The sequence below is a fragment of the Rhodanobacter sp. FW106-HT46G03 genome (assembly GCF_058789895.1).
The window spans coordinates 2,998,741-3,014,408 of record NZ_JBYTCC010000001.1; the positions used below are offsets into that span (position 1 = coordinate 2,998,741).

At 68.0% G+C, this 15,668-nt stretch carries 15 protein-coding genes and 1 pseudogene; 7 read left to right on the forward strand and 9 right to left on the reverse strand.

Annotated features, from left to right (window positions below):
- Nucleotides 1-42: 42 nt before the first annotated feature.
- The 3 genes from AC3WP6_RS13505 to mscL all read left to right on the forward strand — a co-directional run bounded on the left by AC3WP6_RS13505 (nucleotide 43) and on the right by mscL (nucleotide 2,678).
- Nucleotides 43-1,434 carry a short-chain fatty acid transporter gene (locus AC3WP6_RS13505; RefSeq protein ID WP_492628709.1) on the forward strand — a complete coding sequence of 464 codons (1,392 nt, stop codon included), beginning with the start codon at nucleotides 43-45 and terminating at the stop codon, nucleotides 1,432-1,434.
- 113 nt (nucleotides 1,435-1,547) lie between these two features.
- Nucleotides 1,548-2,234 carry a fumarylacetoacetate hydrolase family protein gene (locus tag AC3WP6_RS13510; protein WP_492628133.1) on the forward strand — a complete coding sequence of 229 codons (687 nt, stop codon included), beginning with the start codon at nucleotides 1,548-1,550 and terminating at the stop codon, nucleotides 2,232-2,234.
- A 36-nt stretch (nucleotides 2,235-2,270) separates the two neighbouring features.
- Nucleotides 2,271-2,678 carry a large-conductance mechanosensitive channel protein MscL gene (mscL, locus tag AC3WP6_RS13515; protein WP_492628134.1) on the forward strand — a complete coding sequence of 136 codons (408 nt, stop codon included), beginning with the start codon at nucleotides 2,271-2,273 and terminating at the stop codon, nucleotides 2,676-2,678.
- Nucleotides 2,679-2,902: 224 nt separating this feature from the next.
- Here mscL and AC3WP6_RS13520 read toward each other — a convergent pair whose 3' ends face one another.
- A complete protein-coding gene (locus AC3WP6_RS13520; protein ID WP_492628135.1) occupies nucleotides 2,903-4,405 on the reverse strand; it encodes a hypothetical protein in 1,503 nt (500 codons plus the stop codon).
- Between the two features lie 256 nt (nucleotides 4,406-4,661).
- On the opposite strand from AC3WP6_RS13520, the gene AC3WP6_RS13525 reads away from it, so the two are divergent.
- Both AC3WP6_RS13525 and AC3WP6_RS13530 read left to right on the forward strand, forming a co-directional pair.
- Nucleotides 4,662-5,063 (forward strand): VOC family protein, encoded by a 402-nt coding sequence (locus AC3WP6_RS13525; protein WP_492628136.1) that lies wholly within the window; start codon nucleotides 4,662-4,664, stop codon nucleotides 5,061-5,063.
- A gap of 205 nt (nucleotides 5,064-5,268) precedes the next feature.
- A complete protein-coding gene (locus AC3WP6_RS13530) occupies nucleotides 5,269-6,705 on the forward strand; it encodes a M20/M25/M40 family metallo-hydrolase (RefSeq protein WP_492628137.1) in 1,437 nt (478 codons plus the stop codon).
- A 71-nt stretch (nucleotides 6,706-6,776) separates the two neighbouring features.
- On the opposite strand, the gene AC3WP6_RS13535 is transcribed toward AC3WP6_RS13530, so the two are convergent.
- Nucleotides 6,777-7,151 carry a hypothetical protein gene (locus AC3WP6_RS13535; RefSeq protein ID WP_492628138.1) on the reverse strand — a complete coding sequence of 125 codons (375 nt, stop codon included), beginning with the start codon at nucleotides 7,149-7,151 and terminating at the stop codon, nucleotides 6,777-6,779.
- Between the two features lie 143 nt (nucleotides 7,152-7,294).
- Nucleotides 7,295-7,756 (reverse strand): annotated as a pseudogene (locus AC3WP6_RS13540) (MarR family winged helix-turn-helix transcriptional regulator).
- Nucleotides 7,757-7,857: 101 nt separating this feature from the next.
- Here AC3WP6_RS13540 and AC3WP6_RS13545 point away from each other — a divergent pair.
- Together AC3WP6_RS13545 and AC3WP6_RS13550 are read left to right on the forward strand one after the other, a co-directional pair.
- On the forward strand, nucleotides 7,858-8,037 hold the full coding sequence (locus AC3WP6_RS13545; RefSeq protein WP_492628139.1) for a hypothetical protein: 180 nt from the start codon (nucleotides 7,858-7,860) through the stop codon (nucleotides 8,035-8,037).
- A 53-nt stretch (nucleotides 8,038-8,090) separates the two neighbouring features.
- Nucleotides 8,091-8,624: an O-acetyl-ADP-ribose deacetylase gene (locus AC3WP6_RS13550; protein ID WP_492628140.1), complete on the forward strand. Its 534-nt coding sequence runs from the start codon at nucleotides 8,091-8,093 to the stop codon at nucleotides 8,622-8,624.
- On the opposite strand, the gene AC3WP6_RS13555 is transcribed toward AC3WP6_RS13550, so the two are convergent.
- Genes AC3WP6_RS13555 through AC3WP6_RS13580 form a run of 6 tightly spaced genes read right to left on the reverse strand, consistent with a single transcriptional unit; the run spans nucleotide 8,617 to nucleotide 15,648 of the window.
- A complete protein-coding gene (locus AC3WP6_RS13555) occupies nucleotides 8,617-10,323 on the reverse strand; it encodes a BatD family protein (RefSeq protein WP_492628141.1) in 1,707 nt (568 codons plus the stop codon). The two genes, AC3WP6_RS13550 and AC3WP6_RS13555, sit on opposite strands and share 8 nt — an antisense overlap.
- Complete coding sequence (locus AC3WP6_RS13560; RefSeq protein WP_492628142.1) at nucleotides 10,323-12,239, reverse strand: tetratricopeptide repeat protein; 1,917 nt, start codon at nucleotides 12,237-12,239, stop codon at nucleotides 10,323-10,325. The genes AC3WP6_RS13555 and AC3WP6_RS13560 overlap by 1 nt, the downstream gene beginning before the upstream one ends.
- Nucleotides 12,236-13,216 (reverse strand): VWA domain-containing protein, encoded by a 981-nt coding sequence (locus AC3WP6_RS13565; protein WP_492628143.1) that lies wholly within the window; start codon nucleotides 13,214-13,216, stop codon nucleotides 12,236-12,238. The genes AC3WP6_RS13560 and AC3WP6_RS13565 overlap by 4 nt, the downstream gene beginning before the upstream one ends.
- The gene (locus AC3WP6_RS13570) at nucleotides 13,209-13,718 is read right to left on the reverse strand and encodes a DUF4381 family protein (protein WP_492628144.1); all 510 of its coding nucleotides are present in this window, start codon (nucleotides 13,716-13,718) and stop codon (nucleotides 13,209-13,211) included. The genes AC3WP6_RS13565 and AC3WP6_RS13570 overlap by 8 nt, the downstream gene beginning before the upstream one ends.
- Nucleotides 13,715-14,656, reverse strand: coding sequence for a DUF58 domain-containing protein (locus AC3WP6_RS13575; protein ID WP_492628145.1), 942 nt, complete (start codon nucleotides 14,654-14,656; stop codon nucleotides 13,715-13,717). Before AC3WP6_RS13575 ends, AC3WP6_RS13570 begins: the two co-directional genes overlap by 4 nt.
- Complete coding sequence (locus AC3WP6_RS13580) at nucleotides 14,653-15,648, reverse strand: AAA family ATPase (RefSeq protein WP_492628146.1); 996 nt, start codon at nucleotides 15,646-15,648, stop codon at nucleotides 14,653-14,655. Before AC3WP6_RS13580 ends, AC3WP6_RS13575 begins: the two co-directional genes overlap by 4 nt.
- Between the last annotated feature and the right edge of the window lie 20 nt (nucleotides 15,649-15,668).

Here is a 15,668-nt window from a genome sequence, read left to right on the forward strand (position 1 = left end):
AGCTTTGGGGAGAACCGCATGAAAGCGACGAACGAAGGCTGGATGGCGCGCCTGGCACTGCGCAGTGCAGCGTGGTCGGAGCGCTGGTTTCCGGATGCATGGATCTTTGCCGCACTCGGCGTGGTGATCGTCGCGTTGGCCACACTGGGCTTCGGCAGCACGCCAGTGGCGACGATGAATGCCTTCGGCGACGGCTTCTGGAGCCTGATCCCGTTCACCATGCAAATGGCGTTCATCGTGATCGGCGGCTACGTGGTGGCCACCGCCCCAGTGGTAAAGCGCCTGATCGACCGCCTGGCGCAGATCCCGCGCACCGGGCGCGGCGCCATTTGCTACATCGCGTTCCTGTCGATGCTCACCTCGCTGCTGTCGTGGGGCTTCTCGCTGATTTTCGGCGGCCTCCTGGTACGTGCGCTGGCACAGCGCGAAGACCTGCGCATGGATTACCGCGCTGCCGGCGCCGCGGCGTATCTGGGCCTCGGCGCGATCTGGGCGATGGGGCTCTCCTCCTCCGCCGCGCAGCTGCAGGCCAACCCGGCCAGCATGCCGCCGGGGCTGCTCGCCATCACCGGCGTGCTGCCGTTCACCAGCACCATTTTCCTGTGGCAGTCGCTGGTGATGACCGCCTGCCTGATCACGGCCTCGATGCTGGTGTGCTGGTTCACCGCGCCGTCGGACCAGAACGCCCGCACCGCGCGCGACTACGGCATTACCGAAGGCGCCGCGGTACCGGAACTGCCGCCGCGCCAAAAGCCGGGCGAGTGGCTGGAATACAGCCCGCTGCTGTCCATCGTGATCGGCGTGATGGGGCTGGGCTGGCTGGGGCACGAGTTCATCACCAAGCACGCGGTGAGCGCCATCGCCAACCTCAACACCTACAACTTCTTGTTCCTCACCGTGGGCCTGCTGCTGCATTGGCGGCCACGCAGTTTTCTCGACGCGGTGACGCGCTCGGTGCCGAGCACCGCCGGCGTGCTGATCCAGTTCCCGCTGTACGGCGGCATTGCCGCGCTGCTCACCAAGGCGCAGGGCTTCGGCGGCGAAACACTCGCGCACCGGCTCTCGCAGCTCTTCGTGCATATCGCTTCCACCGACAGCTTCCCCGCGGTGATGGGCCTGTACTCCGCCGTCCTCGGTTTCTTCGTGCCCTCCGGCGGCGGCAAGTGGCTGGTCGAGGCGCCCTACGTGATGCAGGCGGCGAATGACCTGCACGTACACCTGGGCTGGGCGGTGCAGGTCTACAACGCCGCCGAAGCGCTGCCCAACCTCGTCAACCCGTTCTGGATGCTGCCACTCCTCGGCGTACTGGGCCTCAAGGCGCGCGACGTGGTGGGCTACACCTTCATGCAGTTCGTGGTGCACCTGCCGCTGGTGATCGGCCTGTTGTGGCTGCTTGGCCTGACCCTGCAATACGTGCCGCCCGTGATGCCGTAATCCCCTCGCTACCGTGGGTCGGGATTCATCCCGACCCACGAGGGCGCCGGTGGCAACGCCCAGGCTCGCAGCCGATGCCCCGCCCCTCACGTTGCCGCGCTACGCTACGGGGCATGGACTACGTCATCGCGCCTCCCGCCGTTCCGTCCCTGCCGGTGCAAGGCAGCCCGCAACGTTTCCCCATCCGCCGCATCTTCTGCATCGGCCGCAACTACGCCGAGCATGCCAAGGAAATGGGCGCCACGATCGAACCGGGGCGCCCAATGTTTTTCTGCAAGCCGGCCGACGGCGTGGTGGCCGACGGCGGCGACGTACCGTATCCCTCCGTCACCCACGACTTTCACCACGAGGTGGAAATGGTGCTGGCGCTCGGCGCCGGCGGCGCCAACGTGCCGGCCGAACGCGCCGCGGCGCTGGTGTGGGGCGTGGGCGTGGGCCTCGACCTCACCCGCCGCGACCTGCAGGCGCAGGCCAAGGCCAAGGGCCACCCATGGGACGCCGCCAAGGCCTTCGACCACTGCGCGCCGATCTCCGCGCTGCGCCGCATCGACGGCGCCTTGCCGCCGGCCGCCACCGTACTGAGCCTGTCCGTCAACGGCGCCGAACGCCAGCGCGTGCAGCTCGGCGCGATGCTGCACGACGTGCCACACATCCTGGCAGCGTTGTCGGAGCTGTTCGAACTGCATGCCGGCGATCTCGTCTTCACCGGCACCCCGTCCGGCGTCGCCCCCCTCGTGCGCGGCGACCGCTACCACGCCGAGCTGGCCGGCTACGCCACGCTCGACGGCCGCATCGTCTGACCCTTTCGTAGTGCCCACCCAAAGGAGAGTCGAACCATGAGCATGCTGCAGGAGTTCAAGGCGTTCGCCATGCGCGGCAACGTGATGGACATGGCCGTTGGCATCGTGATTGGCGCCGCGTTCGGCAAGATCGTCAGCTCGCTGGTCAGCGACGTCATCATGCCGCCCATCGGCTGGCTCACCGGCGGCATCGACTTCTCCGCCATGAAATGGGTCCTCAAACCCGGCGACGACAGCGACCCGAAACACAAGATCGCCGAAGTCGCCATCAACTACGGCACCTTCATCAACACCATCATCACCTTCATCATTGTCGCCTTCGCCATCTTCATGGTCATCAAGATGATGAACCGCATGCAGAAAAAGCAGGAAGAAGCCCCGGCCGCGCCGCCGGCGGATGTGGCGCTGCTTACCGAAATTCGGGATTTGCTGAAGAACAAGTAGGCGCTATCGGCCCGGGTCGCGATTTTCGGCCCGGGCATTTGCTTCCGGCATCAGACCGATGCTGCATACATCGCAAGGCGTTACCCCCGGAGAAGAGCATCAGAGAAATGTCCGGGGCATTGTCCCCGACACCTTTCCTCGCTGTCGAATGGCTACCGCAAGATCCGTCGTGTGTTAACCACACCAGACGCGAGAAAGTTCTCTTTAGATTGTGGTTGCAGAGTCTACCCGCGCCAAAGCAAGATCAGGATGACCGCGATAAGGCCGGATACCATCCACCATTTAAGTGACTCCAATCCGTTGGTCAAAACCTTCAAGAGTTCAATGACCGCCGTTGCTAGTTCATGCTGCGCCGTATCGCGCGGCTCGATTTGCTCTTCTGCTTGGTTTGGCGCGTTTGCGCGAGCCCATGGATGAGTCCTTTGTAACCGCTGGCAGCGTTCTTGATATGTCGCGCCTATCGACCAGTAGGAGTCGTTGTATTCCGACCAATCGCCTTCAGGTAGTAGTTGATATTCCGATTCCAGGTGTCCGCGCAGGTCGTGGTCGAGGAGCAGAGCGTCGTTACACAGTACAGCGATTAGGAAGGCTTCTTGATCGATGTTGTAACCGCTATCCAAGTCCTCCTTTGAAAGGCGGTCTTTGCCGTAATGCGCACAACGGCTCAGGCGTGCGGTCCAGTCGTCGGTGGCACTTCCTGTACTTGCGGTTCCGACTTGTGGCGTTCCGAACACAGCCGCGACCCGACAGCAAAGTCGTTGGGGCGCGGAAAGCGATCCGTAGCGGCTGCTGTCCTCGATGTCATTCGTTCCATCGCTGCCATTGCGGGGCTTTACAGCAAGCCACCTCGCAAAAAACTCGTGTGCCTCGAGCGAGTAAGGGCGCAGACTCGGGTCCGTAGCGTCCAGAATGCTTATCAGTGTCCTCGCCCAATCGTCCGTCGCCGGAGCCGTGTTCAGGAGACGCTCAATACCAGCCCGAATAGCCTCAGATCCATCGTCCGGGCCGTCCGGGGAGTCTCGCACTTCTTCCCCGAGGCGTGGGTTGTTCCTTGTCCAAAAGACGAACAGGCGCCATATGTCGTCCTCGGCCTGTGCAAAAACGCCTGCGCGATTGTACAGGCATGCCAGAACCTCATCGCCCACCGTCGGGTTCGCCAGTAGCGTGGCGAGCGCTTTGTAGTTTTTCGCAGTGATAAGCGAATGGATGAGCACATCCCCGCCGAGTAGCTCCGTATGCCAGCGGGAACCCCGTGTCGCACGCCGGTTGCTCAGGCACGCATGGCGCAACTCGATGTCGTATTGGATGGCTACGGTCGTATCCTGCAATTCCAGCGGACTGCGTTCATACACCAGTTGCAGCATGGTGAGGTCGTCGCCGCAGGCTGCAAGTCGGGTGTTGATGCGCGGGTCGTTTAATGCCAATAGGGCCGCCTTGATGCTGCCATCACGAAGGCGTTCGCTCGCGGTGGCACCCGGTTTCGGTGCGCTGGCCTCGTACAACGCGCGCACCACACTGCTGTTCTCGCCGTATGCAGCCAAGGCGAGGTTGATCTGCGGGTCGTTGCGCGAGAACAGCGCGGCCTCGATGTCGGCGCCGCAGAAATACCCCCCTTTGTCGGCGGCCGCTTTGAACGCGTCAAACACGGCCTCGGGTGCCGCGTGAAGCAAACGGGAGCCAGCCAAGCGCTCGTTAAACTGGGTCAACTGCGGATCGACGTCGATCATTGCTCCCCCTTCCCGTTCGCCTGCGACCGTGCGCGCGTACCGCTCTACGGTACTGCGGGGAAAGGCGCTGCGGGGAAAGTGCCGGGGACAATGCGGGGGCACCAGTAACGAGGCAGATTCACTTAGCTGCAGATCAAGTCGTACACAAGTAACGTCAGGGATGAGGATGAAGTCGGGCTTACACTTGCGATGATCAAGGGCAGATGTGCACGCGCTCACAAGGCGAGCTCATCCCTGATATCCAGCGGAGATTGCCATGATCGACCAGGTCTTCATCAGCTTTCCCGTCGCCGACCTGCAACGGTCGGTTGCCTTCTTCGAGGCGCTCGGTTTCACCCGCAATCCGGCCTTCAGCGATGACACGGCTGCGTGCATTGTCATCAACGACACCACGTCGGTGATGTTGTCCTCGCATGCGAAGTTTCGCGAGTTCACGCCCAAGGCGGTTTGCAATACGGCTGACGCGATCGAAGTGCTGATCTCCCTCAGTCGCGACAGCCGCGAGCGGGTGGATGAGCTGGTGGCGAAGGCGCTTGCTGCCGGCGGCTCGACCTATGACAAGCCGGAGGATTTCGGTTTCATGTACACCCACAGCTTTGTTGACCTGGATGGCCACGGCTGGGGGTTGCTCCACATGACGCCGCAGCCGGCACCGTAGGGAAACCGGGCCACGGGAATGGTCCTGCTGCGGAAATGTACGCAGCAGCACGCCGAGTACATTGCGGATCGGCTGACGACCGATCGCAACGGGCGCAGGTCGCGCACCCGTCAGTGCGCTGTCGGGGCCAATCGTGACTTTCGGCCCGCAGGGGCGGCGCGGTCGCGCGGCCATAATCAGGGCTTGCGCCCATTGGACAACCACCATGCCTCGCCCCGCCCTCGTCCTCATCGCCGCCGGCCTGCTGCTTGCCGGCGGCGGCGTGTCTGCTGCGGATACACGGATACCAACTACGGCGGTGACCACCGCGGAACACCTGCGCGATCAGGCGCTGACCGATCCGACCGCGATGCGGATATTGACCTCGCTCACCACCGAAGTCGGGCCGCGGCTGGCGGGAAGCGCGGCCGATCAGCGGGCGCGCGATTGGGCGGTGGCGAAGTTCAAGGCGTTGGGTTTCGACAAGGTGTACACCGAGCCGGTGACGTATCCGCGTTGGGTGCGGCGGCACGAGAGTGGCGCCATCGTGGCGCCGTTCGAGTTGCCGCTGGTGCTCACCGCGCTGGGCTACTCGCCGGGCACGCCGGCAGGTGGGCTCACCGCCCAGGTGATCGGTTTTGACAGCCTCGCCGCGCTGAAGGCCGCCGACCCGGCCAGCATCCGCGGCAAGATCGTCTACGTCGGCTACCGCATGCAGCGCAGCCGCGATGGCCACGATTACGGCATGGGTTCAGCGGTGCGCACGGCGGGCGCGGTGGTGGCCATGGAAAAGGGCGCTGCCGGCTACCTGTTGCGTTCGGCCGGCACCGACGCGCATCAGCGCATCGCGCACACCGGCCTCACCGGCTTCAGGCCCGGCGCCAAGGGCATTCCCGCCGCGGCGCTCTCCAATCCCGACGCCGACCAGCTCGAACGCGTGCTGGCCTACGGCAAGCCGGTGACGGTAAGGCTCAATCTGGATTGCGGCTTCGATGGCGACTACACCGGCGCCAACGTGATCGGCGAAATCACCGGCAAAAAATATCCGCAGCAGGTGGTCGCCATCGGTGGCCATCTGGATTCATGGGACCCGGGCACTGGCGCGATCGACGACGGCGCCGGCATCGCGATTTCGATGGCGGCGGCCAAGCTCATCGCCAACCTGCCGCAGCGGCCCGACCGCACCATCCGCGTGATCGCCTTCGCCAACGAGGAAATGGGCCTGTGGGGCGCGCGTGCGTATGCGGATCGGCACGCCGGCGAGGTGGCCAACTTCCAGCTCGGCACCGACTCCGACCTCGGCGCCGGCAAGGTGTACCGCCTGAGCGCGAGCGTGAAACCCGAGGCACGCCACGCGATCGAACAGATCGCCGCCGTGCTCAAGCCACTGGGCGTGGACTACGACGCCACCCGCCCCGGTGGCGGCGGTTCCGATCTCGGCTCGATGCACGCCAAGGGCATGGCCGCGCTCACGCTGAGCCAGGACGCCACGCACTACTTCGACTGGCACCACACCGCGAACGACACGCTGGACAAGGTGAACCCGAAGGATCTGGCGCAGAACGTCGCAGCGTATGCCGCATGGACGTACATGGCCGCGCAGGCCAAGGGCGATTTCGGCTCGGCAGCCGGGGCGTTCAAGGGGGATGGCGGGGAGGAGTGACCCCAGTCCGCTGCGCTTCGCTACGGACACCTGCAACTTGTGGGTCGGGCCGAAGCCCGACCCTCGGTCGCTCAGCGCGTCTCGTACCCGCCATCCGCCAGCACTTTCGGCACGCAGAAGGTTCTGGGCAGCACGGTGATGGCGACCGGCACCAGCACCTTCTTCTCGACGCCACCGACGGCGGCGCAGTCGGTGCCCGGCGCAAGCTGGTAGTGGATGATGCGCACGGTGTATTGCGGGCACACGTCGGCACACGGGAACTCCACTACCACCGGCGTGCCGGCGTGCGTGCCCAGGCTGACGGTCTGGCCCATCGTGGCCGCCTTGTCGACCGGGCTGGCGGCGTAAGCACGCAGGGCGGCGTCGGTCAGCGGCACGCGGGTTTGCGCGCAGGCGCTGTTGGCAACAGCCGCGGCAAGCAGCACAAGCAGGGCGGGGATACGCATGCGGCAGCTCCGTGACCGGGAATACCACGGTAACCCAAGCGGCCAGGGCGCGCGCCCGCAGCCGGTCACGCTTCCGGCGACGGCCTGCATCGCCCCGTACTGGTTCACACTGAGGTGCATCGCCCGCTGCGCTGATGCACGCGTCAACGACTCTCCGTCGCGTCCGGCGGCTCGTCCAGCGTCTGCAGGTTCGTCTTGATCCGCTCCATCACCGCCAGCGCTGCGTGCAGCTCGTCCTAACCAATGCCCCGCGTCGCATCGCGGCGCAGCTCGCGCGCGATGCGTTCCATGTCGTCCACCACTTCGTGTGCCTGCGCGGTCACGTACAGCCGCCACGCACGCCGGTCATGCGGGTCGGCGCGGCGCTCGACAAACCCGGACGCCTGCAGGCGGTCGATCACGCGCCCCACGGCAATCGGCTCCATCTCCAGGTGCTCCGCCAGCTCGTTCTGGCGCATGCCCTCGCGGCGGTACAGCATCTTCATTGCCCGCCACTGCGCACGCGTCAGCCCAAACGCCACCGCGCGCCGATCAAACAGTTTGCGAAACAGCAGCGTAACGTCGCTCAGCAGATAGCCAATCGACAGTTCCTCGGTTCTCGCCATGTCTGCACCCCCGCTGCGCTGCGTGCAGCATAGAGTGTCTGGGTGGGAGCCGGGATTCGGGATACGAAATTCGGGAAGAGTGCTTCGCGCCGAGAGACCCCATGCCCATCACCGCTATCGAAGCCGACCTCACCGCGCTCGCCGTGGACGCCATCGTCAACGCGGCGGATGAAACGCTGCTGGGGGCGGTGGGCGAGCCGCGACGTTTGCGCGAGTCCGGTGGACTCACGCGGCGCGGCGAGCGCCGGAGGCAGGATGCCGGAGGCCGGGTTGCTTGGTGAGCGATGGATCGCGAACCTAGCAACGACTCGAGCCCGCCGCCCCGCGAGGAATTATGCCCATCACCGCCATCGAAGCCGACCTCACCACGCTCGCCGTGGACGTCATCGTCAACGCAGCGAATGAAACGCTGCTGGGCGGCGGTGGGGTTGATGGTGCGATCCACCGCGCGGCCGGCCCGCGTCTGCTGGCGGCGTGCCGTGCGCTGCCGGAAGTCCGCCCCAGTGTGCGCTGCCCGACCGGGGAGGCGCGGCTCACACCGGGGTTCGATCTGCCGGCACGGTGGGTGATCCACACCGTTGGTCCGGTATGGCACGGCGGCACGCACGGGGAGCCGGCACTGCTGGCGGCGTGCTACCGCCACGCGATGGAAATCGCGGCCGCGCAGCAGTTGCGGCGCATGGCGTTTCCCGCCATCAGCTGTGGCGTGTTCGGCTATCCGGCCGAGCTGGCCGCGGGCGTCGCGGTCGCAAGTCTGCGGGCGGCGTTGACAGCGCATGGCGACCTCGACGTCACGCTGTGCTGCTACAGCGCGCCGATGCAACGCATCGTGGCGGCCGCATTGCGCGCGGGCAACGCGGCTATTTGAGCTCGAACGGATACAGCGGTGGCAGGCCGTCGTCCGGCGGCAGCGTGTCCCGGCGCCAGGCGAAGCCGTGGGCAAACGCCTTGGCCAAGTCGGTCGCCCCAGTATCTCCCCCGGTGCCGTAGCAACGCTGCTGCAGCGCCGCCAGCGCGCGACGCTGCGCGTCGTTGGCCAGCGCTGCGGCCAGCTCGCCCGGCTGACGGATCGCCGGCCGCTCCGCATGCGCCCACGCGAGCAGGCTGCGCAACTGCTGGCCAGCATCACCGCTATGCACCGCCGCATCGAACGCACGACGCAGGGCCGCCGCATCCGGGGCCAATGCCGGTGCCACCCGTGCGGGGGTCGGCATCGGCAACAGTGCGCGGCGGCGCCGCTGCCACCACCACGCAAGGATGCTCAGCAGCCACAAAGCCACGCTGGCGACCGCGATCCAGCGCCAGGGGAAAGTGCGCACCGGCGCCGGCGTGGTCGCCACCGGCGCCGCGGGCTTCGGCGTCGCACCCGCCGCCGGCATGCCAGGAGGCGAGGCACTGGCGCCGCCGGCCGCCGGCAACACGGTCAGCGTGTGGGCCGGGATTTCCGCCATCTTGGCTTTCCCACTGGTCACATCGAACCAGCGCACCGTAGTGGCCGGGATCGTCAGCGTGCCGGCGCGTTCGGGCACCAGCGCAAACGCGCGCTGCCGGCTGCCTGCCAGCCACGGGCCATCGCTGGCGGTGCTCGTCTTGGGTTGATCCGGATACACCTGCGCACCGGTGACCGCCGGCAGGCTCAGGCTCGGCAGGGCAGCGGTCGGCAAGCCGATGGCGGAAAGGTGCATGACCAGGTTGATCGGCTGCCCCACGCGCACCGGGGTGCCCGCCGTAGGCCAGCCATCCAGCGTGAGGGTGAGCGCGCGCGCCGGCAGCCACGCCGTCTTGCCCCAGTCGGCCGGCGCCGCCTGCACCGGCACGCTGAGCGCCGAAGTGCTGGCGGTCACCGTGGTGCCAAGACCAAAGAAGCTGTCCGGATCGTTCGGATCGAGTGCTTCGCCCTGAAACCCGAGCGCGGGGATGGTCAGCGTGCCGGCGCGTTGCGGCACCAGCGCGTAGTCGCGCTCGATCACGTGCCAAGTGCGGCCACCACGGGTTTCGTCGTAGCGCAGATCCTTGCCCACCTGATCGAGCGCCACGCCGTCGACCTGCGGCGTGTCGATGGTGCCGCGACTCAGATCGCCGCGGTAATACAGGCGCACCACGTAGCTGAGCTGCTGACCGACGTAGCCGCCTTGTGGCGTGACCGTGGCCTGCATGAACACGTTGCGATCCGGCGTGGCGGCCGCGCTGGCCGCGCTCGGCGGCGTCACCGCGAGTTGCAGCGGCGCGGTCTGCGCGCCGGCCACGGTGAGCGCCGGGATGGTCAGCGTGCCGACGCGCCTGGGCCGCAGCACCACGCCGATCACCAGTTCGGCGCTGCCGCGTCCGTTGACGATGCTGAGGTTGCTGCTTTGCGACTGGCCGAGCACGTCGAAATCGGACGCCAGCGGCGTCAGGTCCGGCATGCCGCCGAAACCGCTAGCGCCGTGCACGTGCAGGTTGAGGGTGACGGTGTCGCCCAGTTGCACCTGGCTGCGGTCGAGTGTCGCCGTCACCGTGGTTGCCGCCGCCAGTGCCGGCAGCAGCAAGCCCAGCACCAGCCACACCCTGCACCATCGACGCCCCATCACTGGCCTCCTGCGTCCGGCACGCCACCGTGGCGCTCTTGGTATTCGAGTTCAAACTTGCGGCGCAACAGCGCGCCGGGGTCATCCGGCACACGGCGCAACGCATCGCGCAAATCGGGCGGCAATTTGGCGGACGTGTCGTCCGCCGCGTTCGCGCCCAGTTCGTGCGTCGGCGCCGCCGGTTTGGCCGGCTGCGCCGCGCCGAGCTGGCGATCGAGCTGCTGCTTGAGCGCCTGCTGCGCACGCGCCGCCTGTGCCTGTTGCGGCGCCTGCTGCGCCGGCGTCGGCGGCGGCTGGTCGGGGCCCTTGCCGAAAGGCGGCCTTTTGTCCGATTTGCCGGCATCCGGTTTTGCTGCGCCATTGGCTTGCGACGGCGCTGGCTTGCCCGCATCGCCGCTGCCCTGGGAACGGTTGTCCTTTGCCGCCTGGTCGGCGCCGGACGGCGGTTTCTGCTGGTTGCCCGGGCCCTGGCTTTGCGGCTGCTTGCCCTGCCCATTGGAAGGCTTGCCCTGGCCTTGCGACGACGAGGATTTCGGCGATTGCTTGGGCGGCTGATGCTGGCGCAGCCAGTCTTCGACCGCCTTGCGGTTGGCCATCGCGTCGGCATTTTTCGGATCGCGCTTGAGCGCCTCGTCGTAGGCGTGGATCGCGTCGGCAAACTTGCCTTCACGCGCCAGCGCGTTGCCACGGTTGTAGGCACCGTCGCTGCCCGGCGCCTTCTGCAAAACCTTCGCCGCTGCGGCGTACTCGCCCGCACGATAGGCGGCGGCGCCGCGCCACGCGGGGTCGCGCGCCAGCATCAGCGCCTGTTTTGCATCGCCACGCGCCAGCGCCGCGGCAGCTTGCTGATCGGGGCGCTGCCACAGGTCGCGCCAACTCGCCGCCTGCGCCGGCATCGGCAGTGCCGGCAGCAATACCAGCGCCAGCAGCACCAGCCAGCCGCGCTGAAACGCCAGCGCCGCGAGCAGCAACACCGGCAGCAACAGCCACGGCCCGCGCTCCTGCCACGCGTCGCCCTGGGTGCCTGCCGCCGACTTGGTGCGCCCGGTCTGCAAATCGGCGTGCAGCGCAGCGACATCGCCATCGTCGCTGCTCATCGGCACATAGCGCCCGTCGCCCGCCGCGGCGAGCGCCGCCAAGGCGGCATCGTTGCGGCCGGCCAGTTGCAAGTTGCCCTTGGCGTCATGCAGGAAACCGCCGCCGGGCAGCGGCACCGGCGCACCTTGCGGCGTACCGACGCCGAGCACCGCTACGCGCACACCCGCAGCACGCGCCTCGCGCGCCGCCGCCTGGGCCGCGGCGTCGGCGGCGTCGGTGAGCAGCACGATGGTGCCGCTGCCGGCCTTGGCATCGCGAATCAGGCTCACACCCTGCTTGATGGCCGCGGCCGCGTCGTTGCCATCGACTGGCATGGTGTCCGGCGCCATCGCATCGAGCAGCGTGCCGAGGCTGTGCACATCGGAAGTGAGCGGGGCGACCACGAAGGCCTCGCCGGCATAGCCGATCAACGCGTTGAGCCCGGCGCGGTTTGCCATCAGCAAGGCGTGCGCCTTGAGCCGCGCGCGGTCGATGCGGCTGGGCGCGACGTCGTGCGACAACATGCGTTGCGAGAGCGAAATGGCCACCACCTGCGCGGCGCGCTGGGTGTACAACGGCGAGGCGACCCGGCTCCAGGTCGGCCCGGCCAGCGCCAGCGTCGCCAACAGCCACGCGAGCGCGGCAAGCATCGGCGGCGCGCGCCGCGGCAACGCGCGACCCTGCACCACGCTCGGCAGCAAGGCGGCATCCACCAGCCGCGCCAGCGATCGCCAACCCGCCTGCCGCCGCCGAACCGACCACACGATCCACGGCAGCAGCAGCAAGCCCAGCAGCCACCAGGGCCGCAGAAAATGAAACGCCGCGGATGCGCCCATCATGCGGCGCGCTCCCGTCGCCACTCGCGCGGCCAGCTGGCGAGCAGCCACAAGCCCAGCGCCGCCGCCAGCGGCCACGGATACCACTCGCGCCGGGGGCGCAGGGTCGGGCCGGATTGCGGCATCGGCTCCAGCGCGTCGATGGCGCGATACGCATCGGCCAACTCGCCGCTGTCGGTGGCACGGAAGAAACGCCCGCCGGTCTCGGTCGCCATTTGCGTCAGCATCGACACGTCGAGATCGGCCGACGGATTCACCACCTGGGCGCCGAAAAAGCCGGGGATGCGCATGCGGGTGGCGCCGATGCCGACGGTATAAATGCGCACACCGGCGGCCTTCGCCGCGCGTGCGGCTTCGAGCGGGCTGATGCTGCCGGCGTTGTTGACGCCGTCGGTCAGCAGCACCAGCACGCGCGCCTGCTCGGGCAGCGCCGACAAGCGCTTCACCGCGATCGCCACGGCATCGCCAATCGCGGTCTCGGTGCCGGCCAGGCCCACCGCCGCGCCCTGTAGCTGTGCCCGCACGGCATTCAAGTCGTAGGTGATCGGGGTGACGAGAAACGCGCGCGAGCCGAACAGGATCAAGCCCATCTCGTCGCCCTGGCGACGGTCGATGAAGTTGCCGGCGATGGCCTTGACCGCGGCAAAGCGGCTTACCGATTGTCCGGCAAGCGACATGTCCGGCGTGCGCATACTGCCGGAGAGATCGACCGCCAGCAGCAGCGCGCGGCCGCTGTGCTGCTGCGCCTGCGGCGGGCCCACCCACTGCGGGCGCGCCGCTGCCGTCAACAGGCATAGCCACGCCAGTGCCAGCAGCCACAGCGAACCATGGCGTGCCGGGTGGGCACCAAAGGCTGCGAGATCGAGACCCGGCTGCGGCAAATGCAGCGCCGGACCCGGCGTCGTCGGCGTCAGCCAGCGCCGCGCGAGCAGCGGCAACGGCAACAGCCAAAACAGCCACGGCCAGGCGAACTCAAACACGCGTGGCCTCCTTTACGGCCCGTCGCCAGCCGCGCGGCCGGGCCGCCGCATGCAGCCAGAGACGCGCTGCCTGTCGCGCGGCATCCGCATCGGTGGCGAGCGCCGGGCGGTACATCGCCGCGTCCAGCGCGGCGAGGCGCTCCACGACCTGCGCATCGACGCGCACCCGCGCCAGCGTGGCACGCCACGCGGCCCCGCTTTGCCGCGCCGCGGATGGCACGTGCAAGCGCGCCACCCGTCGCAGCAGCTGATGGATACCGGCCAGCGTGGCACCCGCATCGACGGCCTGGCGTTGCACCCGGTCCAGCTCGGCAAACCAATGCTCGCGGCGGCGCGTGATGGTGCGCTCGCGGCGCCACAGCCAGGCACCCAGCAACGCCAGCACGACCACCATGGCGGCCAACACCCACCACCCGGGTGCCGGCGGCCACCACGGCGGTGCCGGCGGCAGGTGGATGTCGCGCAACACCGGGCCGCGTGCAGGCGCTGCGGACAGGATCATCGCCGCGACCTCGTGGCGCCGAGCGCGGCCACCACCGCATCGACCGGATCATCGCGCGTATCCAACACCCGGCAACGGGCGCCGGCCGCGCTTGCCAGCGCCTGCAGCCGCTGCACGCCAGCGCCCATGCGCTGACGAAACTCGCGGCGCTGGCCCTCCCCGACCAGTGTCATTTCCCGGCGCTCACCAGCGTGTTCCAGCGGGAAGCGGCCGGCCGGCGGGTCGTCATGTTCGAGCGCGTCGGCAATCACCAAGACGCCCATGTCGGTGCCGCGACGCAACGCCGCAAGCGCGGCACCCGCATCGTCGTCGACACTGAAACCATCGCTGACCAAGAGCAGGTGGTTCGCGTGCTGGCGCAACTGGCGCAGGCGACGCAAAGCCTGCGACAGCGGCTCGCTGTGCGGCGGCCGGGGCGCGGCATCCCAGGCGGCCAGTGCGCCGCACAATGCCAGTGCGCCACGTGGGCCGGCCTGCGGGCGCAAAAGATCGTTGCGCGTGCCAAACGCCGCCAGCCCCACGCGCTCGCCGGCACCGATTGCCAACCACGCCGCCGCGGCGCAGGCACGCGCGGCCTGCACCGACTTAAACCGCGCGCGGGTGCCGAAATGCATGCTGGCGTGGGTATCCAGCAGCACCAGCAGCCGACCCTCGCGTTCTTCCTGAAACAGCTTGGTGTGCAGGGTGCCGCTGCGTGCGGTAAGCCGCCAGTCGAGTCGACGCACATCATCGCCAGCCTGGTAGGCGCGCGACTCGGCGTAATCCATGCCGCGGCCGTATAGATGGCTGACCTGCTGGCCGCTGCGCATCGCGCGACTGGCAGCCTGCGGCAGATGCAGGCGGCCGATACGGCGCCCGAGCGCGACCAGCTCGGCCAGTGCGACGCGGATCGCGCCATCGCCATCGGCCGGCAGATCGGCAGGGACCGCAATGCTCACGGCAGCGGCACGAGGTCGAGCAGGCGGGCAATCACCTGGTCGGCGTGCACTCCCTCGGCCTCGGCTTCGTAACTGAGCAGCACGCGGTGACGCAGCACCTCGTGCACGATGGCATGCACGTCTTCCGGCAGCACGTAGTCACGCCCGGCGAGCCAGGCCTCGGCGCGCGCGCAGCGATCCAGCGCGATGGTGGCGCGCGGACTGGCGCCCCATGCGATCCAGCGCTTGAGCTCGGGCCCGTACTGGCCGGCATCGCGCGTGGCCAGCACGATCTGGGTGAGATATTCCTCCAGCGCCGGCGCCAGGTGCACCGCCATCGCCGTCGCGCGGGCGGCAAACACGTCGGACTTGCTCAGCAGCGCCGCTGGCGCCGCCGCCTGCGACCCGTCATGCCGTGCCTGCTCGCGGGCCAGGCGCAGGATCGCCAGCTCGGCCGCGGCATCGGGGTAGCCGATGGTCACATGCAGCAGAAAGCGGTCGAGCTGCGCCTCGGGCAGGGCAAACGTGCCTTCCTGCTCGATCGGGTTCTGGGTGGCCATCACCATGAACAGCTCGGGCAGCGGCCAGGTATTGCGGCCCACGGTGATCTGCCGCTCGGCCATCGCTTCGAGCAGTGCCGACTGCACCTTGGCCGGCGCGCGGTTGATCTCGTCCGCCAGCACGATGTTGTGGAACAAGGGACCACGTTCGAACTCGAAGCTGCCCGTCTGCGGCCGGAACACGTCGGTGCCGGTGAGATCGGCCGGCAACAGGTCGGGGGTGAACTGCACGCGGTGAAAGTCGGCGGCGATGCGCGCCGCCAATGCCTTCACCGCCGTGGTCTTGGCCAGCCCCGGCGCGCCTTCCACCAGCAGATGTCCGTCGGCCAGCAGCGCCACCAGCAGGCAATCGACCAGCTTGGGCTGGCCGATGACCGCTTCCTGCAACGAGGCGCGCAATGCCGCAAAGGCTTGCTGCAGGCGATCGCGCGCCGCGGTTTCGGGCATATCCATCATCGGCTTCCAGTCATTCG